Genomic DNA, 24,629 nt, shown 5'->3' on the forward strand with positions numbered 1-24,629 from the left:
GAAGTCACAGCATCATCATGCCAGTTGGGACAGCATTTCGACCGGGTCCCGGTTTTTGTCCTGTTACCGGCATCGCCCGGTTCCACAACGAAAAACGGCCCCGGGCTGATGCCCGGGACCGTTCCTTGGTGACCCCAGCGGGATTCGAACCCGCGTTACCGCCGTGAGAGGGCAGCGTACTAGGCCGCTATACGATGGGGCCGCGTACTTCCAGGAAGTTTTCACTTCCAACCGGCGCTTGGCCGGTCTTGCTAAGTGAGTATTTCATACACTCAGCGCCTGTTTCAAATCGGCGAACTGATCAGAAACCACTGATTTGCCGCGGTTAGCCTGCGACCAAACAGAGCTGGGATACCAGGACTCGAACCTAGAATGACGGTACCAGAAACCGTAGTGTTGCCAATTACACCATATCCCAATGATACTTTCAGGCCGGAGTTTCGTGCTTCAAGCCGCGCTCCGTGCGCCTCAGCACGAGAAATTACTTTACCCGAGACTTTGGGCTGGCACAAATCGGCACTGACGGCTTGGGTGCCGAAACCCTTGCCAGATCCCCCCGGAGTGAGTTTATGCCGCCGCGCCCATCAAGCCCGACTCCGGGCACAGCAACTCGCCATAGCTGTCCTGGCCCTATTGCTTATTGCTTTGCTTGGGTTTTACACCCTGGTCACCGGCAGGATCGCAGACGGACCGGCCAAGCTCCTGGACGGCGCTGGGCAGGCTTCAGCGGGCGCTGAACAGCTCAACGACGGCGCCGGTCAGCTGGCGGCCGGTGCGGGCATGGCAGACACCGGGGCCGGCAAGCTCTCGTCCGGTGCCGAGAAGGTCTACCTCGTCAGTGAAAAGCTGGCACCGGGCGCAGACAGGCTGGAAGCAGGTGCAGACCAGCTCGCTGCGGGCGCGGTCAAAATCGAGACCGACGTCAACAACAAACTCGCGCCGGGCGTGTACAAGGTGGACGATGGCGCCCGGAAGCTCGACGCCGGGCAACCCAGCTGCAGGCCGGCGCCGGCAGGCTCGATCAGGGGGCGTCACAATTGCACGCAGGAACAGGGCGCCTGACCGCCGGCTTCGCCACACTGGGTGAGAAGCTCAACAGCCGCGATCCCAACAGTCCTGGCGTTGCGCTCGGTACCCAAGCGCTGGCGGCCGGCGCCTCGGAACTGGCCACAGGCAACACCAAGCTGGGCCTCGGGATCGACAAAGTTCTTGTGTTCGGATCCGCAAGCATCTACGTCGTGCTGTGGAACAGGCGAAGGCTGCAGTCTGCGGAGTAAAAGGCCACTCAGCCCAGCAGCTGCGATAGCGAGGTGACCTCATGACCGGAGAAATCCGGCGCAGGCTCCCCCACCCTGTTGAGCCAGATGCCGATCAGGCCCGCCGCCGTCGAACCTTCAGCGTCCAGCAGCCTGTTGTCCCCCACATAGAGGGTCTCCGCCGGCGCGATCCCCAACAGGCGGACGCCTTCGAGGTAGATGGCTGGCTCAGGCTTGGCTACCCCTACGGTGTCGGTCCCAACGAGGCGCATGACGCGTTCCAAGCCGGCACTGTCGAGCTTGGCCCGCTGGTAGTCGTGCACGTTGTTGCTGACGGCACCATAGGGGATGCCGGCCGCGTCCAGCTGATCCAGGAGCGGCAGCACGTCCTCAAAGGCCCGCACATAGCTGGGCTGCAGCCGACTGTAGGCCGAGAGCCACCCGTGCGCTTCTTCGCCGTCGGCAAGTTCCACCCCGAAGTGCCCCAGAGCGGCGCGCCCCCGCAGGAGGCGCTGGTCATTGAAGGTCAATTCCCCCGCCAGGTACCTGTCGTAATAGTGAGTGGTCTCGTGCGTGAAGATCCTGCCGAAACGCTCCCACGAAGTCTGGTCCAGACCGGGCAGGAGGTGTTCGCTGACCTCGCGCAGGGCTGTGGTCATGGCGTATTCGAGGTCCACCAGGGTGTCGTCGATGTCGAACAGGACGCCCCGGATGGTCCCGAAGCGCGTCTTCAGGACTCCGTCAGCGGTAGTGCCGGTGGCGGACATCAGCCGCGGAAGGTGCGGAGCCGGCTCAGGGACGAGTCCTTGCCCAGGATCACCATGGATTCGAAGAGCGGCGGGGAGATTCGGCGCCCGGAGATGGCTGTGCGCACAGGACCGAAGGCCAGCCGCGGCTTCAGCCCGAGGTCCTCCACGAGCGCCTGCTTCAGGGCCGCCTGGATCTCCTCCGGGTTCCAGTCCTGAACAGGCTCAAGGGCCGCCAGTGCGGCGTCAAATACTTCGGTCAGGTTTGCGGGCAGGCCCTTGCGGGCGTCGTCTGCGACGTCAATCGCGTCGTCGGCCTTGAACAGGAAGGCGAGCATCTCCGGGGCCTCCCCCAGCAGGGTGATCCGCTCCTGGACGAGGGGCGCGGCCTCGGTGAGGATCTCTTCCTCCCGGTCGGTGAGGATCTCCCCTACCAGGTCCGCGGCCCGGAGGTACGGCACCAGGCGCGCACGGAAATCGGCGGCCTCAAGCAGCCGGACGTGCGTGCCGTTGATCGCCTCTGCCTTCTTCAGGTCAAAACGTGCCGGGTTGGCCAGCACATCGTGGATGTCGAAATGCTCCACGAGCTGCTTGACGGTGAAGACGTCCTCGTCGGCGCTCAGCGACCAGCCCAGGAGGGACAGGTAGTTCAGCAGGCCCTCGGGAATGAAGCCGCGTTCGCGGTGCAGAAACAGGCTGGATTCGGGGTCGCGCTTGGAGAGCTTCTTGTTGCCCTGGCCCATGACGTACGGAAGGTGCCCGAACTCCGGCATGTACTCCGCAACGCCAATGGCGTAGAGGGCACGGTACAGGGCGATCTGGCGCGGCGTGGAGCTGAGCAGGTCTTCGCCGCGCAGCACGTGCGTGATGCCCATCAGGGCATCGTCCACCGGGTTCACCAGCGTGTACAACGGCGCGCCGTTGGCACGGACCACCGCGAAGTCCGGCACGGAGCCTGCCTTGAACGTGATCTCGCCGCGGACGAGGTCCTTGAAGGTGAGGTCCTCGTCCGGCATCCGCAGGCGCAGCACGGCCTGGCGGCCTTCTGCCTTGTACTGGGCCAGCTGTTCCTCGGTGATGTGCCGGTCAAACCCGTCATACCCCAGCTTGGGGTCGCGGGACGCCGCACGGTGGCGGGCTTCGATTTCAGCCGGTGTGGAGTAGGACTCGTAAATGTGGCCGCCGGCCTTCAGCCGTGCGATGACATCCTGGTAGATGTCGCTGCGTTGGGACTGGCGGTACGGCTTGTGCGGGCCACCCACCTCGACTCCCTCGTCCCACGTGATGCCCAACCACTTCAGAGCGTCCAGCAGTTGGTGGTAGCTTTCCTCGCTGTCCCGCGCCGAGTCCGTGTCCTCGATGCGGAAGACCAGGGTGCCCTTGGTGTGCCGGGCATAGGCCCAGTTGAACAGCGCCGTCCGGATCAGGCCCACGTGCGGGGTGCCCGTGGGTGACGGGCAGAACCGCACACGGACCGGGGTTTCGGCGGTGACGGACGGGATGGCGGCAGGGTTCAGCTCGGAGGCAGTAGTCATAGTGGTTCCAACTTTACCCGTCAGCGGCGGACCACCGGGTTGGACAGGCGGCCGATGCCCTCGATCTCCACGTCGTACCGGTCCCCCGCGGTGACGAGGTCGACCCCGGCCGGGGTGCCGGTCATGATGACGTCCCCGGGGAGCAGCGTGAAGGCCTGGGACACGATGGAGACGATTTCCCGGACACCGCGGATCATCTGGTTGGTGCTGCCGTCCTGGCGCAGTTCGCCGTTGAGCCAGCCCTTGATGGCCAGGTCTTCGGTGTCCAGCTCGGTCTCGATCCAAGGTCCCAGGGGCGCCGAGGTGTCGAAGCCCTTGGCCCGGGCCCACTGCACGTCCGTTTTCTGGACGTCGCGGGCCGTGAGGTCGTTGCCGCAGGTGTAGCCGAAGATGACGTCGTCGACGCGGTCTTCCGGGACGTCCTTGCAGATCCGGCCGATAACCACACACAGCTCGGCTTCGAACGAAACTTCATCTGAGAATTCCGGCAGCACAATGGGGTCGCCGGGGCCGATGACGGAGGTGTTCGGCTTCAGGAACAGCAGCGGCTGCTGCGGGACTTCATTGCCCAGCTCAGCGGCGTGCTCGGCGAAGTTGCGGCCCACGCCGATCACCTTGCTGCGGGGAATGATCGGCGCCAGGAGCCGGACGTCTTCGAGCTTGTGCTTGACGTGCGTGCGCTCCACCCCGTTGAAGAAGGGATCGCCGTTGATGACAGTGATTTCCTCACTGCCGGGCTCACCTTCAACTACGCCGTAGAGGGGATCAGAATCGACTACAAACCTGGCAATACGCATGGTCTCCAGCCTACCGTCTTGAGCGGCGGCACCTGCCTTTGCGTCATGCCCTACGGTCAGGTGCCGGGCAGCCCACGGAGGTAGTCGAGCTGCGCGGCAACCGACATTTCGGCCGCCCGCCGGACGGAAGGGTCGACGTCGGCGTACACGGCGTCTGCCACGTCCGCCACCGTGGCGTCCCCGCCGAGCCGGGCCAGCGCTGCGCGGATCTGCGCCAGCCGCTCCTGCCGGTGCTCGCGGTAGGCGCGGGTGGTGGCCTCCAGGGAGGGCAGCACCGGGCCGTGGGCCGGCAGGACGGCGGCCTGGCCAAGGGCTTCGAGCCGGTCCAGGGACCGGAGGTAGTCCCCCAGCCTGCCGTCCGGGTAGTCCAGCATGGTGGTGCCGCGGCCCAAGATAGTGTCGCCGGTCAGTACTGAACCGTGCGGGCCGTCGTGGGGAAGATGGAAGCAGACGGAATCGGAGGTATGACCCGGCGTGGCCAGGACCTGGACCGTCGCTCCCGCCGCTTGGATGGTTTCACGGTCCTGAAGGGGTTCGCCGCCGCCGTGGCAGTGCCGGGGATCGGCGGCACGGACCGGGGCTCCGGTGAGCTCATGAAGCCGCAGGGAGCCCGCGGTGTGGTCGGCATGCCGGTGCGTGACAAGGATGAGTTCCACGGGGCCTGCGTCCGCGAGTCGGCGGAGGTGGCCATCGTCCGCGGGGCCCGGATCCACCACCACAGATGCGCTGGCTCCGGGGGCGGAGATGACGTACGAATTGGTGCCGTCCAGGCTCAGTGGCCCAGGGTTGGGCGCCAGGATGAAAGCCGTCAGCGGGCTGCAGGTGTGGAGGGAGCCGCTCGGGATGGAGTTCACTGCACCATCTTCGCATCCGGCCGGCACGGAATAACCGCACACCCAGGGCTGGTGAGCCCAACGACTGGGACGGACCTGCCCGCAGTTAAAGGACAACGCGGGGTCACTTAACGCCCGTCCCGATACGGTTAATGGGCGCTAAGTGACCCCGCGTTGTATTGGCCAGGGGTGTGGAGGTCAGGCCAAGCGGGTCAGCCAGCCGTGGGTATCCGGCGCGGTTCCAGTCTGGATGCCCAGGAGCTGTTCGCGGATGGCCATGGTGGTCTCCCCCGCCGTCGCGTCCTCGGAGCCGATGAATTCGGTGGTGTCCTTCAGGACACCGATCGGCGTGATCACCGCTGCGGTGCCGCAGGCAAAGACCTCGGTGATCTCGCCGGAGGCCACGCCGTCGCGCCATTCATCAAGGGTGATCTTGCGCTCCGTCACTTCACGGCCCATGTCCTTGGCCACCTGCATGACGGACATGCGGGTCACGCCTTCCAGGATGGTGCCGCTCAGCGCGGGAGTGACCAGTGAGCCGTCCTTCATCACGAAGAATACGTTCATACCGCCGAGCTCTTCCACGGCGTCATCGTTGAAGTGGTCCAGGAACAGCACCTGCTTGCAGCCGTTGGCTTCGGCTTCCTGCTGGGCGATCAGGGAGGCGGCGTAGTTGCCGCCGCACTTGGCCGCACCGGTGCCGCCGCGGCCTGCGCGGGCGTACTCGCGGGAGATCCAGATGGACACAGGCTTGAGTTCGCCGCCGAAGTAGTTGCCGGCAGGCGATGCGATCACCCGGAAGGACACCTCACGCGCTGCCCGGACACCCAGGAACGCCTCGGTGGCGATCATGAACGGGCGCAGGTACAGGGCCTCGCCCTCACCGGCGGGAACCCATTCCTTGTCCGCCTGCACAAGTTCCCGGATGGCGCCCAGGAAGTATTCCTCGGGCAGTTCCGGCAGCGCCAGGCGGCGGGCCGACTTGTTCAGGCGGGCCGCATTCGCCTCCGGACGGAAGGTCCAGATTGAGCCGTCAGCATGGCGGTATGCCTTGAGGCCTTCGAAGATCTCCTGGCCGTAGTGCAGCACCGCCGCAGAGGGATCCAGGGAGATGGGTCCGTAGGCCTCAACGCGCGCTTTGTGCCAGCCACCTTCGCCTTGCTCGTCGACGCTGTAGTCGACGACGGCGGTGTGGTCGGTGAAGTAGTTGCCAAATCCCGGGTTCGCCAGGATGGCTGCACGCTCTTCAGCTGACTTCGGGGTTGCCGAGAGTTGCTGGTTAAATTCGACGCCATGGGCGGTCTGAGTCATGGTTCCTCCACGATCGGCTGCCTTCTGGATGTGGTTCAGCACTGAACCGCAGGGCAGCATTTGGTGATTCGAAACTAGCTTACGCCGGTTAACCGAGTCTCAAGAGCACGGTCTACAGCGCTGCAGCGATGGCATCCCCCACGGCGCTGGTACTGCGGGCGCCGCCGTCGCGGGTTTCGACGTCGGCGATCACCGCAGCTTCGATCCTGCGGGCCGCGGCGGTGAAGCCAAGGTGGTCCAGCAGGAGCACCGCGGACAGGATGGCCGCAGTGGGATCGGCCTTCTGCTGGCCGGCGATATCCGGGGCCGAGCCGTGGACCGGTTCAAACATGGACGGAGCAGTACGGTCCATGTTGATGTTGCCGGACGCCGCCAGCCCGATGCCGCCGGTGATGGCTGCCGCGAGGTCAGTGAGGATATCGCCGAAGAGGTTGTCGGTGACAATGACATCGAAGCGGGAGGGGTTGGTGACCATAAAGATGGTGGCCGCATCAACATGCAGGTAATCGTGGGTGACCTCGGGGAACTCCTGGGCCACCGCCTCGACCGTGCGCTTCCACAGGTGGCCGGCGTAGACCAGGACGTTGTGCTTGTGAACAAGGGTCACATGCCTGCGTTCGCGGGCACTTGCGCGGCGGAAGGCGTCGCGGACAACGCGCTCCACGCCGTAGGCCGTGTTCAGTGAGACCTCGGTGGCCACCTCGTGGGGTGTGCCGGTGCGAAGCGAGCCGCCGTTGCCCACATATGGACCCTCGGTCCCCTCGCGGACGACGATAAAATCGATGATGCCGGGATTGGCCAGCGGGCTGCCTACGGTTCCGTACAGCCGCGACGGCCGCAGGTTGACGTAGTGGTCCAGGCTGAAGCGGAGCTTGAGCAGCATCTCCCGCTCGATGATGCCGGACGGAATCCGCGTGTCGCCGGGGGCGGCACCAACCGCACCAAAGAGGATCGCGTCCCGTGTGCGCAGGTCGGCGAGGACTTCATCCGGAAGGGTCTCGCCGGTGGCCAGCCAGTGCTCGGCGCCGAGCTTGTAGTGGGTCTGCTCCAGGACAACGCCTTCAGCAGCGACAGCCTTTTCGAGGACTTTCAGTGCCTCGGCAATGACCTCTGGGCCAATGCCGTCACCGGGAATGACAGCGAGATTGATCGTGGATGCGCTCATGCTCCAAGAATATTAAGATCATCCGCATGCCGGACAATCAGTCTCATTTGTTGAGACGAAGGAGCGGATCCTCCGGCGAGGCCACCACCACCACGTTGGTGCCCCAGAAATCATCCGTGTAACAGGAAATGAGGACCAGCCTGTTGGGTGCCACTTGCCAGATGTGGCTGTCTTTGAGCCCGGATTTTTCGTAGGTAGTTACTGAATCCACCACGTAGGCCACTTCGCCCGTGGCTGTGGCCACGGTCAGCCTGTCACCTGCCGCCGCGTGTGTACTCAGCCGGTTAAACGGCGCGTCCCTGTCCACCCAGCTATGGCCGGCAATGTAGGTGGTATTGACCGAGCCCACTCCGGGCACACCGTAGGGCGACAGCCAGTAGCCGTCCATGGTGGGCGGCGGCACGATGGTCTGGGTGGCCTGGTCCTCGCCGCTGGGCTCGAGCGGATGGACCACCACATCGATGTCTGCGGCCTGATACACCAGCCGCTGCGGCGGCGACGATGCCGGACCCGCCGGGACCGGGGCGCCGGTGTCCGTGGAGGGCGTGGGGGTGGACGGCGCTGGGCCCTGGGTGGTCGGCTGCACAGCAGCCCCGGTCACGGCCGGCGACGGTCCCGGCCCGGCCAGGAATGGCAGAAATGCGAACGCCAGGTAGGCCAGCACGCCACACAGCGCCACAAAGACAATGCTCTTGGCGGTGAAGAGCCTTCCATCGCTGTCCATGGTTACCCCGCTTGTCAGTCGGATTTGCCCGGTTTGCCGGCAGGCGCCGTGCCCTTTGTGGCCACGGCGCCTGCCGGTGATTCAAACAGCGCCCCTGCGGGCGCCAGTAGCCGGCGTCATTCCTTCCGGGGCCGGGATACGGTACCGCTGGCTGCCAGGGTCTTGCGGGCAGCCACTCCCGCTGCAGCGAGCAACATCACGACGATGCCAGCGGCCCAGGGGGCGATGGAAACGTCAGTCGAACCTGCCATTGCAGTCTGGACATTGAAGCCAGGGTTGTTGGCAGCTACGGCACCTTGACCCGTCGGTGTACCCACAACTGCCCCTCTGGGAGTTTCGCCCGGCACCACAGGCGGCACCACAGGCGGCACCACAGGCGGGACCACCGGCGGCACAGTTGTGGGAACGCAACCGTTGTTGTAGGTTGCCTGCCCTTCAGCCGTCCAGTTCTGGCCAGCAGGCAGCACCGTGCCATCGTTCGGCGGGATGATGTCCTCAGAGTGCTGGTGGTTGGCATTGGCGTGGCCGTTGAGACCGTTCAGGTCGATCGTCACCGACACGTACGGGTTGGTTGCCGATCCGGTGGCGTGGCAGATGGTGATCTTGTGACCCCCGTTGCCGTTCCCCGACTCACCCGGTGCCGCGCAGCCGGCATTCCAGACATCGACCCTGTCAAGGTTCTGGCCGCCGGGAAGTACATTTCCGTCGTTGGCCGGAATGATGTCTTCATCATCCTGGTGGCCCACGTGGCCGTTGAGCCCGTTAAGGTTGATGGTCACCGACACGTAGGGGTTGGTTGCCGAGCCGGTGGCATGGCAAATGGTGATCATTTTTTCGCTGTCGGGCGACGCGGTGGCCGGCGCTGTGGCACCCAATAGCGCAAGACCCGCGACACCAAAAGCGGCAAGGATCCGTTTCATTTCCGTCTCCATCCATTGTCTGGTCCAAACTGATCAGACAGGTGAAAGAACGGCGCCATCCCCGACACGGAGGGCTAAAGGCAAACGGACAGCATCGGGGCGACGGTTCTCCCAGATGCGAATCATCAGTTTGCTAACCAGATAAGGCTAGACAGACGGACACCAAGATGTCTCCAGTACTCAGTACCCGCCTTACAACGTGGGCTCTACTGACCGGCCCCGGAACCGTACTCAGTCCGCGTACCAGCAAGTAGCCAGCAGGGACATACCTAGGCTTCGGCCGGTTCCTCATACTTGGGGAAGACGGGCGCCGGAGCCGGTAGCGGAGTTCCGGCGACAATAGGTGTGGTGAGCGCGGCGAACTGGCGGGATCCGCCGACGGGCTGTCCCAGCGTGTCCAACAGCGCGGCCGTGGCGGTGGGCATCACCGGCTGGGCCAGGATAGCCACGATGCGCAGCACTTCCAGCGTCACGTACAGCACGGTGTTCATGCGTTCGACGTCGGTCTTCCGCAGTACCCAGGGAGCCTGCTCGGCAAAGTAGGCGTTGGTGTCCCCCAGGACGCCCCAGATGGCCTCGAGTGCGCGGCTGAATTCCTGCTTTTCGAAGGCGGCCCGGGCAGTCTCCAGGAGGCCGTTGGCCTGCGCCAGGATCGCGGTGTCTTCAGCCGTGAAGGCACCCGGAACCGGCACGCGGCCCTCGCAGTTCTTGGCCACCATGGACAGCGAACGCTGCGCCAGGTTGCCGAAGTTGTTGGCCAGGTCCGAGTTCATGCGGCCCACGATGGCCTCATGGTTGTAGCTGCCGTCGGCGCCGAACGGGACCTCGCGGAGGAAGAAGAACCGTACCTGGTCCAGGCCGTACTGCGCCACGAAGTCTGCTGGCGCCACCACGTTGCCGAGCGACTTGGACATCTTCACACCGTTGTTGTGCAGGAAGCCGTGGATCATCACGCGTTTGGGCAGCTCGATGCCGGCACTCATCAGGAACGCCGGCCAGTAGATGGCGTGGAACCGCGAGATGTCCTTGCCGATCACGTGGACGTCGGCGGGCCAGAACTTCTTGAATGATTCCGACTCGACGTCCGGGTAGCCGACGCCGGTCAGGTAGTTGGTGAGCGCGTCCACCCAGACATACATCACGTGTTGGTCGTTGCCGGGGACGGGGACGCCCCAATCGAAGGTGGTGCGGCTGATCGACAGGTCTTCGAGGCCGCGCTTGACGAAGCTGATGACCTCGTTGAAGCGGGACTGCGGTGCGCCGAACTCCGGCTGGGCCTCGTACAGTGCCAACAGGCGGTCCTGGTAGGAGGACAGCCGGAAGAAGTAGCTCTCCTCAGCCGTCCACGTCACCTCAGTGTCCGTCTCCTTTGAGTACCGCACGCCGTCGTCCTTGACCACGGTGTCGTCCTCGACGTAGAAGGCCTCGTCCCGGACGGAGTACCAGCCTTCGTACTTGGACAGGTAGATGTCACCGTTGGTTTCCATCCTCTTCCAGATGGCCTGCGACGCGGCGTAGTGGTCAGCGTCCGTGGTCCGGATGAAGCGGTCGTAGGTGATGCCCAGGGCCGCGTGGGCAGACTTGTAGACTTCCGCATTGCGGTCCACCAGCGCCTTGGGCGTGAGGCCTTCCTTCTCGGCCGCCTGCGCAATCTTCATGCCGTGCTCATCCGTTCCCGTCAGGAACATCACGTCAAAGCCGTCAAGCCGCTTGAAGCGCGCCATGGCGTCGGTGGCGATGTACTCGTAGGCGTGCCCGATGTGCGGAACACCGTTCGGGTAGGTGATGGCCGTAGTGATGTAGAACGGGGTTTTGGCTGTTGCGCTCACGTGCGGACGTTACCTTTGGTGCGAAGGGGTAGGGCTAGATCAGTTCAGTCAGCGTATCGCTCAGGCGGACCAGTTCGTGGTCGTGTGAAGCGACCAGTACTGCGATTCCGTCCGAGGTGGTGTCCTTCAGGATGCTGATGATGCGGTTGGCGGAGGCCCGGTCCAGGCTGGCCGTGGGCTCATCAACCACCAGCACCCGCGTGCCCAGGATGAGGGCACGGGCGATCGCCACTCGCTGGCGTTCGCCACCGGACAACTGGGCCGGACGGTGCCGCATCCGACGGCCCAGGCCCACCAGGTCCAGGAGGTCCTTGGCCATGTCGCGGCGCTGGTCCACCTCGCCGTCGGGCACTGCAGGCAGGAGCACGTTTTCAAGGGCGCTCATGCCGTCGATCAGTGCACCGCCCTGGTCAACGTAACCGATCAGGGCCCGACGGCGGTCGGCGATTTCGTCGTCGCCCATGCTTTCGAGGGAATCCCCTTCCCAGAAGACACGGCCCGACGTCGGCAGGGTCAGACCCGCGCCGACGGTCAGGATGCTGGTCTTGCCGGATCCGCTTCGGCCAGCCACGCAGTGCATCTCGCCGGCGTGCAGCGTGAGGTCGAAGCCCTCCACGACACTGACAGCTTCGGCACCGCCCTTGCCGCCGCCGTAGCGGATGGTGATGCCGCTCAGTTCCAGCGGGGTCCCGTGGTCCGCGGCCTTGACGATGGTGTTGGCACGGGTCTGCAGGGGCGCCTCAGCCAGGCCGGACCTCCGGCTCCGGTGAACATTCGTCTCGTTTGTCATTGGACCACTTTCGTTGCAATCGGTATCCAGCAAAGTACAGCCACCAGGCCGGCGACTCCGGCCCACAGCACGGCATACGGGGCAAGAAGCAGCCCGATGCCCAGCGCCCCCAGGACGCCCAGCGGCAGGGCCAGCGTGCCCACCAGCGCGTTTTCGAAAAGCCGGACCTGACGCAGCATGTCCGGGTTCCAGCCCATGGCCTCAAGGATGCCCAAGTACTGGCGTTTGGCGTTCAGCTCAAACCTGCCGGTAACCAACGTCAGGGTCAGGCCCACGGCGACGCCGGCGAGAGCCAGGAGGACGCTGGGCAGCGCCACGCTTGTTGCGGCCAGTGCGCTGAGCGCACTCGCGCCCGCTGCACGGGGGATGTCGATGAGCAAAGCAACCAGCCCGCCTACCGCGGCTCCAAACACGCCCACTGCAACGGCCAGGGACAGGGTGTTGAACTTGTTCGTGCTGAGCTGCCGGTTGGCAAACGTCAGCGGAGAGTCGACCGGGATCAGACGCTCGTCGTGCTGCGGTTCCTGGTCCACCTCATCGCGGTGGCGCAGCTGTTGCGCGGCGAAGAAAGCTGCTGCCGCATACAGGACCAGGACGGAGGCCGAGACGATGGCTGTGGTCACGCTCCAGCTCACCAGGCTCAGGACAATCCCGGCTACTGCGAGCAGCGCAGCGCCGACGGCGAATTCCTCGAGCACCCATTTCCTGATGCGCAGCTGGGTCCAGCCCATGGCGCGGAGGGTTCCGGCTTCGCGTTTGCGTTTCCGGATGTAGCTGACGGTGGAGGCGCCGGTCAGCAGCGCGGCTCCACAGAGGGTGAGGAAAAGAAGTGTGACGTTGGACCCGGTCAGCGAGCCGGAGACGGCGTCGGCGGCGTTCTGCCGGACCCAGGACTGCTGGACAGTGCCCAGCGCTGACTCCTTGCCGGCATCGTCCTTTGAGTAGCCGGGGACAAAAATGCTGGCGTCTTCACGGGCGGAACCGGCCACGACAGTAGCCTCGAGACCCATCCCGCGGATCTCGCTGGCGAGCTTGTCGACGTCCGGTTGGGCTTCCTTCCAGCTGCCGGGGGCCTTGGCCCGGACACGCACCGCATCGATTACGGAAGCGTTGTCCTTGTAGCCGCGGGCCGCGGCCAGGCCGTAGAAGTCGGTGATGGCGCCAGCCGACTGGCTTGCCAGTCCGGTGGCACTGAGTGAAGGCTTGAGTTCGGCAGCGGTGACCGACTTGCCTTCGGCGTCCTTGGTGAGGGTAAACGGGGTGGGGTCGTAGCCACCCAGTGGGAGTCGGTTGACGTCCCCGGCGGCCTTTTCGACGGCCGAGGGGTCAAAGGTCCCATAGACCATGGCCAGCGGAGCTGCGAGCTTCTCCCCCGTTGCCAGGTCTTCCCGGTAGGAACGTTCATCTACGGGCTCACGCTGCGTCTGGTCCACCGGGGCGCCGTTGGCACCCTTCTCCGGTAGCCGGTTAACGGTGACCCAGTCGCTGGGAATGGCGGTCTTCTGGACTGCGCCATTGGCTGCGGCTTCGCCGTCGGTGTACTTCGGCGCGGCTGCGAAGTCGTTGCTCCACGTAGCCGGGGTATAGAGCCCCTGGTTGAAGTTGCCGGCGCTGCCAAAGAGGCCGGAGTGATCGGTGGAACCGGGCCAGGACAACGCGAAGGGGTCCTTGGACACGAAAGGCAGGTAGTCCTTGCCGAGGGACCGCGTGGCCGTGCCGACTTCCTTGACCACCTTGCCCGCGGCGTCGATCTCCTCGATCTTTACGTTGTATTTCAGGTCCAGGGAGGTGCCTGAACGGACAATCAGGGGAATCGCCTGCGAGTCCGCGGTCAGCTGTCCGCTGCGCTTGGCCAGCTGGTACTGCGTCATCAGCGGTGCCCAGTATTTGAGTTTGACGCCGAGGAAGTCGGGGCCTTCATTGAGCTCTTCCGTGCTGATGCCGTTGGTGAAGAGGCTTTCGAAGTGCCGGCCGATCGCTCCGGCGTTGCGCGCGTCAGCGGGCGGAGCCTTCTCCAACGGGGCCAGGAAGTCGCCGGCCGAGCCAAGCAATGCGCGCTCGGAAACGGGATCGACGGCCACCACGGACTCCGTCACTTCGGGAGACAGCGGCAGGGATACAGAAAGGTTGAACAGGTTGTGTTCGGAGCCGCCGGCAGGAGCGGGGAACTTGATGCCCGTCTCACCTGCGGGAGGTGCGATCCGGATGCTGGTGCCCCCTGCCGTCTGCTCTTCGAGCAGTCGGGCCTTGCCCAGGCTGCCCTCGGCGGTGGACTTGAACAGGGTCTGCTCTGAGACGCCGTCGGAGCTGACGGCGCTGGCGGTCAGGCGGTAGTTCTTGGCGGTGTCGCCGAGAACTGACTCGGCGGCGGGCCATTTGCTGGGCTCTGTGGCGCCGGCGGCCTGGTCTGTAGTGGCCGTGCCTGCCAATCCGGAGTTATAGCCAAGGTAGTCCATGGCGTCGAGCCGCGGAGCCTCCAGGTTCTGTGTCACGCGGGACACCAGGCCTATGGGGGCCGCCACGGAGGTTCCGGAAAGTTTCCGGATGTTCTCGAGCTGGTCAAAGCTGATGCCGCCGCCGCCGTTGGCGATCTCCGGCTGCATCAGCTCCCCGGAGCCTGCCTTGGCCTGGACGAGGACGTCGTAGAGACCCCGTGAGTTCTCATCCACCGTTCGGTTTAGCGCGGCCTGAGACTGGCCTTGGACGAGGACCGACAAGCACATGGCTGCGATCAAGATGGCCGCGGTCAGCAGCAGCACTTTGCTTCTGATGAATCGCTGGACGGCGTTCATTGGGCTCCCTGAAACCTGGATTGCGTGCGCACACCGGGATCCGCAGGCGGCGGACATGAAGGATTTCCTGCCTGGTGTGCAAAAAGTATTGGCCGGTCTGCCGGCCTGGTCCCGAAACGGGACCCAGCCATTGTAAGCAGACCGGCCAATCATACGTGGCCGACGTTAACCTTCGGTCACGCGTAATTGATGGCGGTGCGGTACTTAGTCCTCGAGGTCCACTTCGCGGACCATCTCGGCGCCGATGCCTGCCTTGATGGCGTCAAGCACCTGCTGCGGAACGGAGCTGTCGATGGTAAGCAATGCCAGTACCTGGCCGCCTTCCGCCTGCCGTGCCACCTGCATACCGGCAATGTTGATGTTGTTCATGCCCAGAATGTGTCCGATGGTTCCGATCACACCGGGCCGGTCGGCGTAGGCCACCACCACGAGGTGCTCGCTGATGGGGATCTCCACGTCGTAGCCGTTGACGCCGACGAGCTTCTGGATCTGCTTCGGGCCAGTGAGCGTACCTGCCACTGAGATCTGGCTGCCGTCGCTCAAAGCACCCCGGATGGTCAGGACGTTGCGGTAGTCCTCCGCTTCCGCCGACGTGATGAGGCGGACGTTGATGCCGCGCTGTTCGGCGATGACCGGGGCATTGACGTAGGAAACCTGTTCGGTCACCACATCGGCGAAGATACCCTTGAGCGCGGCAAGTTCCAGGACCTTCACGTCAAGGGCCGCGATCTCGCCGGCCACCTCGACGTCGATCTGGGTCAGGGAGGCGTGGGTCAGGGCAGTGAAAATCCGGCCCAGCTTTTCGATCAGCGGGATGCCCGGACGGACGTCGGGGGCGATCACGCCGCCGGCCACGTTCACGGCATCCGGTACGAGTTCGCCGGCCAGCGCCAAACGCACGGACTTGGCAACGGAGACGCCTGCCTTCTCCTGGGCTTCGTCTGTGGATGCACCCAGGTGCGGGGTGACCACTACATTGTCCAGGGCGAAGAACGGCAGGTCCGTGCTAGGTTCCTTGACGAAGACGTCCACGGCTGCGCCGGCGATCTGGCGGTCCTGCAGGGCGGCGTAAAGTGCCTCTTCGTCCACGAGGCCGCCACGGGCCACGTTGACAACGTAGGCGGTGGACTTCATCTTGGTGAACGCGTCGGCGCCGAGCATACCGACGGTTTCCGGCGTCTTGGGCATGTGGATGGTGACGAAGTCAGCCTGGCTCAGCAGTTCGTCGAGGGTGACGAGCTTGACGCCGAGCTGTGCGGCGCGTGCAGAGGTGATGTACGGATCATAGGCAAGGATCTCGGTGTCGAAACCCTGGAGGCGGGCAGCAACGAGGGCGCCGATGCGGCCCAGGCCAATAATGCCAATCTTCTTCTCGAAGAGTTCGATGCCGGTGTACTTGGAGCGCTTCCATTCACCGTTTTTCAGCGCGGAGCTGGCCTGCGGGATGTGGCGTGCGAGGCTAAGGATGTGGCCCACCGTCAGTTCCGCTGCCGAAATGATGTTCGACGTCGGGGCGTTGACCACCATCACGCCGGCTTGGGTGGCGGCTTTGATGTCAACGTTGTCCAGACCAACACCGGCGCGGGCGATGACCTTGAGGTTCTTCGCGGCGGCAATGGCTTCGGCGTCCACCTGCGTGGCGGAGCGGACCAGGATGGCGTCCACGTCTGCGATGGCGGCGAGCAGCTGGGTCCGGTCTGCGCCGTCGGTGTGGCGGATCTCGAAGTCCGGGCCGAGGGCCTCGATGGTGGCGGGCGAAAGTTCTTCGGCGAGCAGTACTACGGGTTTTGACACGGCTGATCCTCTGCGTTGCAGTCCTGGGGATGGGAACAAGTCTAGGCTGACAGAAAGGCCGGGCTCACATTGTTAAGTGTGAGCCCGGCCTCACTGTTGCACGGTGAATGGCGCCGGAAGGGCAGACTTAGCGGGCTGCGGAGCCGTCTACGTAGTCCTCGTCCGTCTGCTGCCAGGCGAACAGGGATCGCAGCTCGCGGCCAACGCCCTCGATCGGGTGCTGCTCAGCCTTCGCACGAAGGGCCATGAACTCGGCGCCGCCGTTGTCCTGGTCGTCAATGAAGCGCTTGGCGAAGGCACCACTCTGGATGTCGCCGAGGACGGCCTGCATGTTTTCCTTCACCGCGGGGGTGATGACGCGCGGGCCGGAGACGTAGTCGCCGTACTCTGCGGTGTCGGACACGCTCCAGCGCTGCTTGGCGATGCCGCCTTCCCACATGAGGTCAACGATGAGCTTGAGCTCGTGAAGCACCTCGAAGTAGGCGATCTCGGGCTGGTAGCCGGCCTCGGTCAGGGTCTCGAAGCCGTACTGGACCAGCTGGGACACGCCGCCGCACAGGACAGTCTGCTCGCCGAAAAGGTCGGTTTCGGTCTCTTCGGTGAAGGTGGTCTTGATGACGCCGGCGCGGGTGCCGCCGATGGCTTTTGCGTAGGACTTGGCCAGGTCCCAGGCTGCGCCGGACGCGTCCTGCTCCACGGCGATGATGTCCGGGATGCCACGGCCGGCTTCGAATTCGCGGCGCACGGTGTGGCCCGGAGCCTTCGGAGCGATCAGGATGACGTCAACGCCCTCAGGCGCTTCGATGTAGCCGAAGCGGATGTTGAAGCCGTGGGCGAAGGCCAGTGCCTTGCCGGGGGTCAGCTTGTCCTTGATGGATTCGTTGTAGATGGAGCGCTGGTGCTGGTCCGGTGCCAGGATCATGATGACGTCGGCCCATTCGGCGGCGTCGGAAACGGTCAGGGCCTTGAAGCCGGCTTCTTCGGCCTTGGCGATCGACTTCGAGCCCTCCTTGAGGGCAATAACAACCTCGACGCCGGAATCGCGCAGGTTCAGCGCATGGGCGTGGCCCTGGGAGCCATAGCCAACAATGGCAACCTTGCGGCCCTGGATGATCGACAGGTCTGCGTCGTCGTCGTAGAACATTTCAGTCACTTGGGTAACTCCTCTTGAGTGTTTTTGCTGGGTAAATAGTCTGGGGTGTTGCGGTACTGCACGGGCAATGCGCCGCAGGTGGGACGTGCCCCGCCTGACTAAGCGCTGCGCAAAGCCCTGTCACTCATGGAGCGGGATCCCCGTCCAACGGCCAGGGTGCCGGACTGCACAATTTCGCGGATGCCGAAGGGCTCGAGCACTGAGAGCAGCGCCGTGAGCTTTTCGGGGTGGCCTGTTGCTTCAATGACCACGGAGTCTGTGGAGACGTCAACCACTGAAGCACGGAACAGGTCTGCAGCCTGGGTCACCTGCAGACGCGTTGCGGCATCCGCACGTACCTTGACCAGGATGTGGTCTCGCTGTACGGAAGATTCGGAGGTCAGCTCAACAATCTTGATCACGTTGACCAGCTTGTTGAGCTGCTTGGTGACCTGTTCAATGAGGTCACCGTCGGCGTCGACGACGACGGTCATCCGGGACATGCCCGGAACTTCCGTCGGGCCCACGGCCAAGGAGTTGATGTTAAAGGCGCGTCGGGCAAAGAGGCTCGCGACGCGGGTCAGTACACCGGGCTTGTCTTCAACCAGAACGGACAATGTGTGGCGGGTCATGTTCAGTCCTCCTCTTCCCATTCCGGGGTCATGTTGCGGGCAACCTGGATCTGGTCGTTGCTCACGCCGGCGGGCACCATTGGCCACACCATGGAGTCGGGGCTCACCACGAAGTCGATGACCACGGGTCGGTCATTGATTTCGAGGGCCTTCTGGATGGTGGCATCAATGTCCTCGTCCCGCTCGCAGCGGAAGGAAGCACAGCCGTAGGCCTCCCCCAGCTTGACGAAGTCCGGGATCCGGACGGTCTCGTGGCCGGTGTTGAGGTCCGTGTTGGAGTAGCGGCCCTCGTAGAACAGGGTCTGCCACTGGCGGACCATGCCCAGCGAGGAGTTGTTGATGATGGCAACCTTGATGGGGATCTTGTTAATGGCGCACGTGGCCAGTTCCTGGTTGGTCATCTGGAAGCAGCCGTCACCGTCGATGGCCCAGACCACACGGTCCGGATCCCCCACCTTGGCACCCATGGCGGCCGGGACGGCATAGCCCATGGTGCCGGCGCCGCCTGAGTTCAGCCAGGCATGCGGACGCTCGTACTTGATGAACTGTGCGGCCCACATCTGGTGCTGGCCAACGCCGGCAACGTAGATGCCTTCCGGCCCTGTCAACGCCCCGATACGTTCGATGACGCGCTGTGGGGCGCTGAGTCCGTCCTCCGGTTCGGTCCATCCCAGCGGATACGTTTCCTTAAGGTTGTTAAGGAAAGCCCACCAGGTGGTGAGGTCCGGCGTGCCGGCGGACTCGAATTGTGAGCGGACCGCCTCGGTGAGTTCGGGGATGATTTCCTTGACGGATCCCACGATCGGTACGTCGGCGGTGCGGTTCTTGGAGATCTCAGCGGGATCGATGTCCGCATGGATCACCTTGGCGTGCGGCGCGAAGGACTTCAGGATGCCCGTCACGCGGTCATCGAAGCGGGCGCCGAGGGTGATGAGCAGATCGGACTGCTGCAGCGCCGTGACGGCGGAAACGGTGCCGTGCATACCCGGCATCCCCACATGCTGCGGGTGGGAATCGGGGAACACGCCGCGTGCCATCAGGGTGGTGACAACGGGGGCGCCGGTGAGTTCCGCCAGTACGCGGAGTTCCGCGGAGGCGTGTGCCTTGACCACCCCGCCGCCCACGTACAGCACCGGCTTGGTGGCCGCAGCGATCAGCTTGGCTGCTTCGCGGACCTGCTTGTTATGGCCGCGCGTCACCGGGCGGTAACCGGGGAGGTCGATCTTCGGCGGCCAGGAGAAGGTCATCTGACCCTGTTGGGCGTCCTTGGCGACGTCCACGAGGACCGGGCCGGGACGTCCGGACGAGGCCAGGTGGAAGGCCTCCGCCATAACGTGAGGGATGTCATTGGGGTCCGTCACCAGGAACGAATGCTTGGTGATCGGCATGGTGATGCCGACAATGTCGGCTTCCTGGAACGCGTCGGTGCCGATCACACCGCTGGATACCTGGCCGGTAATGGCCACCAGCGGCACGGAATCCATGTGGGCATCCATGATGGCGGTAACGAGGTTGGTGGCACCGGGTCCCGAGGTGGCGATACAGACGCCCACCCGGCCGGTAACCATGGCATAGCCTTGCGCGGCGTGGCCGGCTCCCTGTTCGTGACGGACCAGGACGTGATTCATGCTGGAGGCCATCAAGGGGTCATAGGTAGGCAGGATCGCGCCACCAGGCAAACCAAAAATATCGTCGACGCCGAGTTCTTCGAGCGATCGGACAATAGCTTGTGAGCCGGTCATCACCGTTGGGGGTACAACGTTGTTCGGCCCAAGGACAGGAGAGACAGCGGCAAGATCAGCGACGACGGCGGCCTGGTCAGCCGTTCGGTCGGCGCGTTCCGGAGCCTTGGGGGCTCCAGCGGACTTAGTAGCCATCAGCGAGGGGCTGATCGGCGATCCTTTGCTCATCGGACTCTTCCTTGTGGATCATCTGTGTACTTGGAAAATGCGGAAATAAAAAAACCCCTCAGCCTGGTGGCTTTCGAGGGGTTGCGCGTGACGGTTCGTTACCAGTCGGGCTAGTCAGCCACGCGCTTGGTAAGGACGACGGATACACCCAAAGCGGCGCCGACAGTAACGAATGAGATCATGCGTTCAGTTTTCCCTCTGCGTGAGATGCCTGTCAACGAGGACTGTGCGCATCTCACAGTGTGGACTCCATTGTCCACGAATCGAGCAACGCGGCCCATCGGCGCCTTGCTGAGCCCGCCCGCACGAGGCGGCAGGGCTTAATAAGGGTAGCGCCGAGGGACCCGAACCGTTTGGCGCTCAGCGCCAAACGGTTCGGGTAGGCGCTATCCGCAGTAGGCGCCTGTGCTGGCGCTGTGGACCAGTTTGGCGTACTTGGCGAGCACGCCCTTGGTGAACTTGGCAGGGAGGGGTTCCCAGCCAATCTTGCGGGATTCGAGTTCGGCGTCGTCGACCAGCAGGTCGAAGCTTCGGGCGGCGATGTCGACCCGGATCCGGTCGCCGTCCTTGACGAAGGCGATGGGGCCGCCGTCGACAGCTTCCGGTGCCACGTGGCCAATGCACAGGCCTGTGGTTCCGCCGGAGAAGCGGCCGTCGGTGAGGAGCAGGACGTCCTTGCCCAGCCCGGCGCCCTTGATGGCGCCGGTGATGGCGAGCATCTCGCGCATGCCCGGTCCGCCCTTGGGGCCCTCGTAGCGGATGACCACAACGTCGCCGGCCTTGATCAGGCCCTGGTCCAGTGCGGCCAGGGCGCCCTGCTCACGCTCGAACACACGGGCGGTGCCTTCGAAGACGTCGGCGTCGAAGCCGGCGCTCTTCACTACCGCACCTTCAGGCGCCATGGAGCCGTGCAGGATGGTGATGCCGCCGGTCTTGTGGATCGGGTTGTCCATGGCACGCAGGATCTTGCCGTCCAGGTCCGGCGGGTTGATCGCGGCGAGGTTCTCGGCAACGGTCTTGCCGGTGACGGTGAGGCAGTCGCCGTGCAGCAGCCCGGCGTCGAGCAGTGCCCGCATGATGACCGGCACACCGCCGATCTTGTCAACGTCGGTCATGACGTAGCGGCCGAACGGCTTCAGGTCACCCAGGTGCGGGATCTTGTCGCCGATGCGGTTGAAGTCCTCCAGGTTCAGCTCGACTTCTGCTTCGCGGGCGATGGCCAGCAGGTGCAGGACGGCGTTGGTGGAGCCACCGAAGGCCATGGTGACGGCGATGGCGTTTTCGAACGCCTTCTTGGTCATGATGTCCCGGGCGGTGATGCCGAGGCGGAGCAGGTTCACCACTGCTTCGCCGGACTTGCGGGCAAATTCATCACGACGGCGGTCTGCCGAGGGCGGGGCGGCCGAGCCGGGGAGGGACATGCCCAGGGCTTCGCCGATGCACGCCATGGTGTTGGCGGTGTACATACCGCCGCAGGCGCCTTCGCCGGGGCAGATGGCCTTTTCGATGCGGGTCAGGTCTTCGAGGCTCATCTTGCCGGCGGCGCAGGCGCCGACGGCTTCGAAGGCGTCAATCAGGGTGACTTCTTTTTCGGAGCCGTCCTCGAGCTTGACCCAGCCCGGCATGATGGAGCCGGCGTACAGGAAGACGCTGGCGAGGTCCAGGCGGGCGGCAGCCATGAGCATGCCCGGCAGGGACTTGTCACAGCCGGCGAGCAGGACGGAGCCGTCGATGCGCTCGGCCTGCATCACGGTTTCCACGGAGTCGGCAATGACTTCACGGGAAACGAGCGAGAAGTGCATGCCTTCGTGGCCCATGGAGATGCCGTCGGAGACGGAGATGGTGCCGAACTGCATCGGGAAACCGCCGCCTGCGTGGACGCCTTCCTTGGCTCCCTGGGCCAGCCGGTTCAGGGAGAGGTTGCAGGGAGTGATTTCATTCCAGGAACTGGCAACGCCGATCTGGGGCTTGGCGAAGTCATCGTCCCCCATACCGACAGCCCGGAACATACCGCGCGCGGGGGCAGCATGGATCCCGTCGGTGACGACCCGGCTTCGGGGCTTGATGTCGATCTTGTTCTCGGTCGCTGTTTGGGTGTCCTCACTCATGGTCAAAGTCTATGACTCCGATCGGGACGCCAACGACTCGAACAGCACGTTTGGCCCATTTTCAGGAATATTTCGATCAAATAGTGGACGCTTGTCTCAAATTCTGAGACGGCCCCTTACCGGCCTGCCGGAACCTAGACAGCCCCGTTCGCGCCGACGTACCGTCAGGGAACGGCAACCATGCCATCCGGACTGAAGGGCCCTGCTATGGATTTTGTCTTCTGGATTATCCTCATTGTGCTGATCGTGGGCGTTGTGTGGTGGCTGCTGAACCGCAGCAACTCCTCGAGCACCGGCGGCTCGACGCCGATCCGGACGGACGGCGGGCTCGCTGGCGGAAGCGCAGCTGCCTCTGCGGAAGCCGCCGGCACAACGGGCATCCCCAACGCTGCGGGCTTCGGCGCCGCTGAGCCGGCACCACCAACAACGGCGGATGATGCGCCCGAGCACTCCAGCACTCCAGAACACCAGGATGCCGCCGCCGGGCACCAAACCGGCCTTGAAGAAGTCGACGTTGAAAAGGACCCCAGCGATGGGCAGGACGCCGGTGTTGAACCCATCGCTGCCGGTTCCAGGGACGCTGAAGCCGAGGATCCGGCCCGCCCGGAGGACGTATCAACGCAGGAACCTGGAATCCAGGAAGCCGGTAGCCAGGAGAGTGTGAGCCGGCAGGCAGACGAAGCTGAGTGGGAAACCCAGTGGTCAGAGGCAAGTGCGCCAACCCAACCCGCGGCCAGCCGCAGGCCATCAGGCGACGCAGCCACCGCTATGGCAGATATCCCGCTGTCCGAACTGCCAGCCGCCCAGGGCACCGGGCCTGAGCATCACCCGGAGTACACGGAGCCCCACGCGCCCACGCTGCCCGGCGCCGAAACGGCCGCTGCCGAAGCAGTTGAAACGGAATCCGCGGCCATGGAGCCCGCAGCGGTGGCGGACTCCGACGCTGCGGCGGAACCGACCGGGCATCTGGCCGCGGATCAGCCCTATGGCGCCGGTTCCGCGTCGCCCGGCCCGGACGGCAGCGGCCCGGCGGATTTCGACGTCAAGGCCAGTGCCGGAACCATGGTCTATTACGAGGAGGGGCATCCTGACTATGAGCAGACGACAGCCGACGTCTGGTTTGAGTCGGCAGCCCATGCCGAAGCTGCTGGTTTCCGGGCTCCCCGACGCACCCGGATCTGACCAGGCGGGAGCGTTCTTTCGTACGTTCTCGGCGGCCAAGCCTCCTGCGGGCGCTTTCGCAATGATCCTGGCCCTGCTGCTGTCGGGCTGCACCGGGGACGGCACCGATGCTCCCACAGCCAGCATCACGGGAAGAGTGAGCGGACCCGGCACGGAAATCGGAACGGTCCCGGGAAAGACGACGCCGCCGGAGATTGTGGCGCGGCTCGATCTCCAGCTCGACATTCCCTGGGCCGCGGTATTCCTGCCGGACGGGACCGCCATCATCTCCGAGCGTGACTCAGCTCAGCTCAAGGCTGTCCGTGATGGCAGGGCGAGCACCATCGGCCAGGTTCCCGGCGTTGCGCCAGGCGGTGAGGGAGGACTTTTGGGCCTCGCACTCTCCCCCAATTTTGCGGCCGACAGATACCTTTACCTGTACTTCACTTCCGCGCAGGACAACCGGATCGCCCGGTTGAAGCTGACGGACCAGCCTGACGGATCCCTGGACCTTGGCGACCCCGAGGTGGTCTTTGCCGGAATCCCGAAGGCGTCCACGCACAACGGCGGCCGGATCCGGTTCGGCCCGGATGGGTTCCTGTACGTGGGTACTGGAGACTCCCAGCGCCGGGAACAGCCGCAGGACCCGGACGCCCTGGGCGGGAAGATCCTGCGGCTGACGCCGGAGGGTGACCCCGCCCCCGGTAACCCTTTTGGCAATGCCGTCTACAGCCTGGGGCACCGAAACGTCCAGGGTCTGGCGTGGGACAGTTCCGGCCGGCTCTGGGCCAGCGAGTTCGGCCCGGACGTTAACGACGAGCTCAACCTCATTGAGCCGGGCGCCAACTACGGGTGGCCCGCAGTGACCGGGGCGCCGCATCGGGAGGAGTACCGCGACGCAAAGGTGGTGTGGCCTTCGACGGCGGACTCCTCACCCAGCGGCCTGGAAATTGTCGGGTCGACCGCATACCTCGGCGCCCTGCGCGGCCAACGCCTCTGGACGGTGGCACTGTCCGGCGCGGAGGCAGGAGCACCTGTGGCCTATTTCACAGGCGAATACGGCAGGATCCGTGACGTCATCCGAACCCCCGACGGCGGCCTCTGGCTGCTCACCAACAACAGAAACCCTGATTTTGTGCTGGTTCTGGCCCCTCCCGGGTGAGCCTGCTGGCCCCAGCAGCTTCGATTTCACAT

21 protein-coding genes and 2 tRNA genes are annotated in these 24,629 nt (G+C 64.6%); 5 read left to right on the plus strand and 18 right to left on the minus strand.

What is annotated here, in order from left to right; translation table 11 throughout:
- Positions 1 to 126 precede the first annotated feature (126 nt).
- Together FYJ92_RS11520 and FYJ92_RS11525 are read right to left on the minus strand one after the other, a co-directional pair.
- Positions 127 to 202, minus strand: a tRNA-Glu gene (locus FYJ92_RS11520).
- 144 nt (positions 203 to 346) lie between these two features.
- Positions 347 to 418 (minus strand) — tRNA-Gln (locus FYJ92_RS11525).
- Between the two features lie 215 nt (positions 419 to 633).
- Here FYJ92_RS11525 and FYJ92_RS19070 point away from each other — a divergent pair.
- Together FYJ92_RS19070 and FYJ92_RS19075 are read left to right on the plus strand one after the other, a co-directional pair.
- Complete coding sequence (locus FYJ92_RS19070) at positions 634 to 1,062, plus strand: hypothetical protein (protein WP_255482039.1); 429 nt, start codon at positions 634 to 636, stop codon at positions 1,060 to 1,062.
- Positions 996 to 1,277, plus strand: a complete 282-nt coding sequence (locus FYJ92_RS19075) for a hypothetical protein (RefSeq protein WP_255482408.1) — start codon at positions 996 to 998, stop codon at positions 1,275 to 1,277. Before FYJ92_RS19070 ends, FYJ92_RS19075 begins: the two co-directional genes overlap by 67 nt.
- A gap of 8 nt (positions 1,278 to 1,285) precedes the next feature.
- Here FYJ92_RS19075 and FYJ92_RS11535 read toward each other — a convergent pair whose 3' ends face one another.
- The 11 genes from FYJ92_RS11535 to FYJ92_RS11585 all read right to left on the minus strand — a co-directional run bounded on the left by FYJ92_RS11535 (position 1,286) and on the right by FYJ92_RS11585 (position 14,698).
- Positions 1,286 to 2,023 (minus strand): HAD family hydrolase, encoded by a 738-nt coding sequence (locus FYJ92_RS11535; RefSeq protein WP_185260856.1) that lies wholly within the window; start codon positions 2,021 to 2,023, stop codon positions 1,286 to 1,288.
- The gene (gene gltX, locus FYJ92_RS11540; RefSeq protein WP_185260857.1) at positions 2,023 to 3,537 is read right to left on the minus strand and encodes a glutamate--tRNA ligase; all 1,515 of its coding nucleotides are present in this window, start codon (positions 3,535 to 3,537) and stop codon (positions 2,023 to 2,025) included. Before gltX ends, FYJ92_RS11535 begins: the two co-directional genes overlap by 1 nt.
- A gap of 20 nt (positions 3,538 to 3,557) precedes the next feature.
- A complete protein-coding gene (locus FYJ92_RS11545) occupies positions 3,558 to 4,334 on the minus strand; it encodes a fumarylacetoacetate hydrolase family protein (protein ID WP_185260858.1) in 777 nt (258 codons plus the stop codon).
- A 56-nt stretch (positions 4,335 to 4,390) separates the two neighbouring features.
- Positions 4,391 to 5,188, minus strand: coding sequence for an MBL fold metallo-hydrolase (locus FYJ92_RS11550; protein ID WP_185260859.1), 798 nt, complete (start codon positions 5,186 to 5,188; stop codon positions 4,391 to 4,393).
- Positions 5,189 to 5,365: 177 nt separating this feature from the next.
- Positions 5,366 to 6,478, minus strand: coding sequence for a branched-chain amino acid aminotransferase (locus FYJ92_RS11555; protein WP_185260860.1), 1,113 nt, complete (start codon positions 6,476 to 6,478; stop codon positions 5,366 to 5,368).
- Between the two features lie 112 nt (positions 6,479 to 6,590).
- A complete protein-coding gene (locus FYJ92_RS11560; protein WP_185260861.1) occupies positions 6,591 to 7,643 on the minus strand; it encodes a 3-isopropylmalate dehydrogenase in 1,053 nt (350 codons plus the stop codon).
- Positions 7,644 to 7,686: 43 nt separating this feature from the next.
- Entirely contained in the window at positions 7,687 to 8,367 is a 681-nt protein-coding gene (locus tag FYJ92_RS11565; RefSeq protein WP_185260862.1) for a class F sortase, read from the minus strand.
- 116 nt (positions 8,368 to 8,483) lie between these two features.
- A complete protein-coding gene (locus tag FYJ92_RS11570; protein WP_185260863.1) occupies positions 8,484 to 9,287 on the minus strand; it encodes a hypothetical protein in 804 nt (267 codons plus the stop codon).
- A gap of 269 nt (positions 9,288 to 9,556) precedes the next feature.
- Entirely contained in the window at positions 9,557 to 11,116 is a 1,560-nt protein-coding gene (gene metG / locus FYJ92_RS11575; RefSeq protein WP_185260864.1) for a methionine--tRNA ligase, read from the minus strand.
- A 34-nt stretch (positions 11,117 to 11,150) separates the two neighbouring features.
- Positions 11,151 to 11,906 carry an ABC transporter ATP-binding protein gene (locus FYJ92_RS11580; protein WP_185260865.1) on the minus strand — a complete coding sequence of 252 codons (756 nt, stop codon included), beginning with the start codon at positions 11,904 to 11,906 and terminating at the stop codon, positions 11,151 to 11,153.
- Positions 11,903 to 14,698 carry an ABC transporter permease gene (locus FYJ92_RS11585; RefSeq protein WP_185260866.1) on the minus strand — a complete coding sequence of 932 codons (2,796 nt, stop codon included), beginning with the start codon at positions 14,696 to 14,698 and terminating at the stop codon, positions 11,903 to 11,905. The genes FYJ92_RS11580 and FYJ92_RS11585 overlap by 4 nt, the downstream gene beginning before the upstream one ends.
- Between FYJ92_RS11585 and FYJ92_RS11590 the strand changes: the two genes are divergently transcribed.
- Positions 14,628 to 14,834, plus strand: coding sequence for a hypothetical protein (locus tag FYJ92_RS11590; protein ID WP_185263881.1), 207 nt, complete (start codon positions 14,628 to 14,630; stop codon positions 14,832 to 14,834). The genes FYJ92_RS11585 and FYJ92_RS11590 overlap by 71 nt on opposite strands.
- A gap of 68 nt (positions 14,835 to 14,902) precedes the next feature.
- On the opposite strand, the gene serA is transcribed toward FYJ92_RS11590, so the two are convergent.
- From serA to ilvD, 5 genes are all read right to left on the minus strand, one after another.
- Complete coding sequence (serA, locus tag FYJ92_RS11595; RefSeq protein ID WP_185260867.1) at positions 14,903 to 16,492, minus strand: phosphoglycerate dehydrogenase; 1,590 nt, start codon at positions 16,490 to 16,492, stop codon at positions 14,903 to 14,905.
- 127 nt (positions 16,493 to 16,619) lie between these two features.
- Positions 16,620 to 17,645 (minus strand): ketol-acid reductoisomerase, encoded by a 1,026-nt coding sequence (gene ilvC, locus FYJ92_RS11600; protein ID WP_185260868.1) that lies wholly within the window; start codon positions 17,643 to 17,645, stop codon positions 16,620 to 16,622.
- Positions 17,646 to 17,743: 98 nt separating this feature from the next.
- Positions 17,744 to 18,256, minus strand: coding sequence for an acetolactate synthase small subunit (gene ilvN, locus FYJ92_RS11605; RefSeq protein ID WP_028271611.1), 513 nt, complete (start codon positions 18,254 to 18,256; stop codon positions 17,744 to 17,746).
- 2 nt (positions 18,257 to 18,258) lie between these two features.
- Entirely contained in the window at positions 18,259 to 20,166 is a 1,908-nt protein-coding gene (locus tag FYJ92_RS11610) for an acetolactate synthase large subunit (protein ID WP_185260869.1), read from the minus strand.
- Between the two features lie 386 nt (positions 20,167 to 20,552).
- Entirely contained in the window at positions 20,553 to 22,274 is a 1,722-nt protein-coding gene (gene ilvD, locus FYJ92_RS11615; RefSeq protein WP_185260870.1) for a dihydroxy-acid dehydratase, read from the minus strand.
- Between the two features lie 180 nt (positions 22,275 to 22,454).
- Between ilvD and FYJ92_RS11620 the strand changes: the two genes are divergently transcribed.
- Entirely contained in the window at positions 22,455 to 23,456 is a 1,002-nt protein-coding gene (locus tag FYJ92_RS11620) for a hypothetical protein (RefSeq protein WP_255482040.1), read from the plus strand.
- On the plus strand, positions 23,410 to 24,597 hold the full coding sequence (locus FYJ92_RS11625) for a PQQ-dependent sugar dehydrogenase (protein ID WP_370525943.1): 1,188 nt from the start codon (positions 23,410 to 23,412) through the stop codon (positions 24,595 to 24,597). The genes FYJ92_RS11620 and FYJ92_RS11625 overlap by 47 nt, the downstream gene beginning before the upstream one ends.
- Positions 24,598 to 24,629 lie beyond the last annotated feature (32 nt).

Source organism: Pseudarthrobacter sp. NBSH8 (genome assembly GCF_014217545.1).
Lineage (GTDB): Bacteria > Actinomycetota > Actinomycetes > Actinomycetales > Micrococcaceae > Arthrobacter.

Excerpts from the sequence above, each read along its gene's own strand:
- FYJ92_RS11535 (WP_185260856.1), bottom strand. The coding sequence starts at position 2,023 with ATGTCCGCCACCGGCACTACCGCTGACGGAGTCCTGAAGACGCGCTTC.
- gltX (WP_185260857.1), bottom strand. The coding sequence starts at position 3,537 with ATGACTACTGCCTCCGAGCTGAACCCTGCCGCCATCCCGTCCGTCACC.
- FYJ92_RS11545 (WP_185260858.1), bottom strand. The coding sequence starts at position 4,334 with ATGCGTATTGCCAGGTTTGTAGTCGATTCTGATCCCCTCTACGGCGTA.
- FYJ92_RS11555 (WP_185260860.1), bottom strand. The coding sequence starts at position 6,478 with ATGACTCAGACCGCCCATGGCGTCGAATTTAACCAGCAACTCTCGGCA.
- FYJ92_RS11560 (WP_185260861.1), bottom strand. The coding sequence starts at position 7,643 with ATGAGCGCATCCACGATCAATCTCGCTGTCATTCCCGGTGACGGCATT.
- FYJ92_RS11565 (WP_185260862.1), bottom strand. The coding sequence starts at position 8,367 with ATGGACAGCGATGGAAGGCTCTTCACCGCCAAGAGCATTGTCTTTGTG.
- FYJ92_RS11570 (WP_185260863.1), bottom strand. The coding sequence starts at position 9,287 with ATGAAACGGATCCTTGCCGCTTTTGGTGTCGCGGGTCTTGCGCTATTG.
- FYJ92_RS11580 (WP_185260865.1), bottom strand. The coding sequence starts at position 11,906 with ATGACAAACGAGACGAATGTTCACCGGAGCCGGAGGTCCGGCCTGGCT.
- FYJ92_RS11590 (WP_185263881.1), top strand. The coding sequence starts at position 14,628 with ATGGCTGCGATCAAGATGGCCGCGGTCAGCAGCAGCACTTTGCTTCTG.
- FYJ92_RS11585 (WP_185260866.1), bottom strand. The coding sequence starts at position 14,698 with ATGAACGCCGTCCAGCGATTCATCAGAAGCAAAGTGCTGCTGCTGACC.
- ilvN (WP_028271611.1), bottom strand. The coding sequence starts at position 18,256 with ATGACCCGCCACACATTGTCCGTTCTGGTTGAAGACAAGCCCGGTGTA.
- FYJ92_RS11610 (WP_185260869.1), bottom strand. The coding sequence starts at position 20,166 with ATGAGCAAAGGATCGCCGATCAGCCCCTCGCTGATGGCTACTAAGTCC.
- ilvD (WP_185260870.1), bottom strand. The coding sequence starts at position 22,274 with ATGAGTGAGGACACCCAAACAGCGACCGAGAACAAGATCGACATCAAG.
- FYJ92_RS11620 (WP_255482040.1), top strand. The coding sequence starts at position 22,455 with ATGCCATCCGGACTGAAGGGCCCTGCTATGGATTTTGTCTTCTGGATT.
- FYJ92_RS11625 (WP_370525943.1), top strand. The coding sequence starts at position 23,410 with ATGCCGAAGCTGCTGGTTTCCGGGCTCCCCGACGCACCCGGATCTGAC.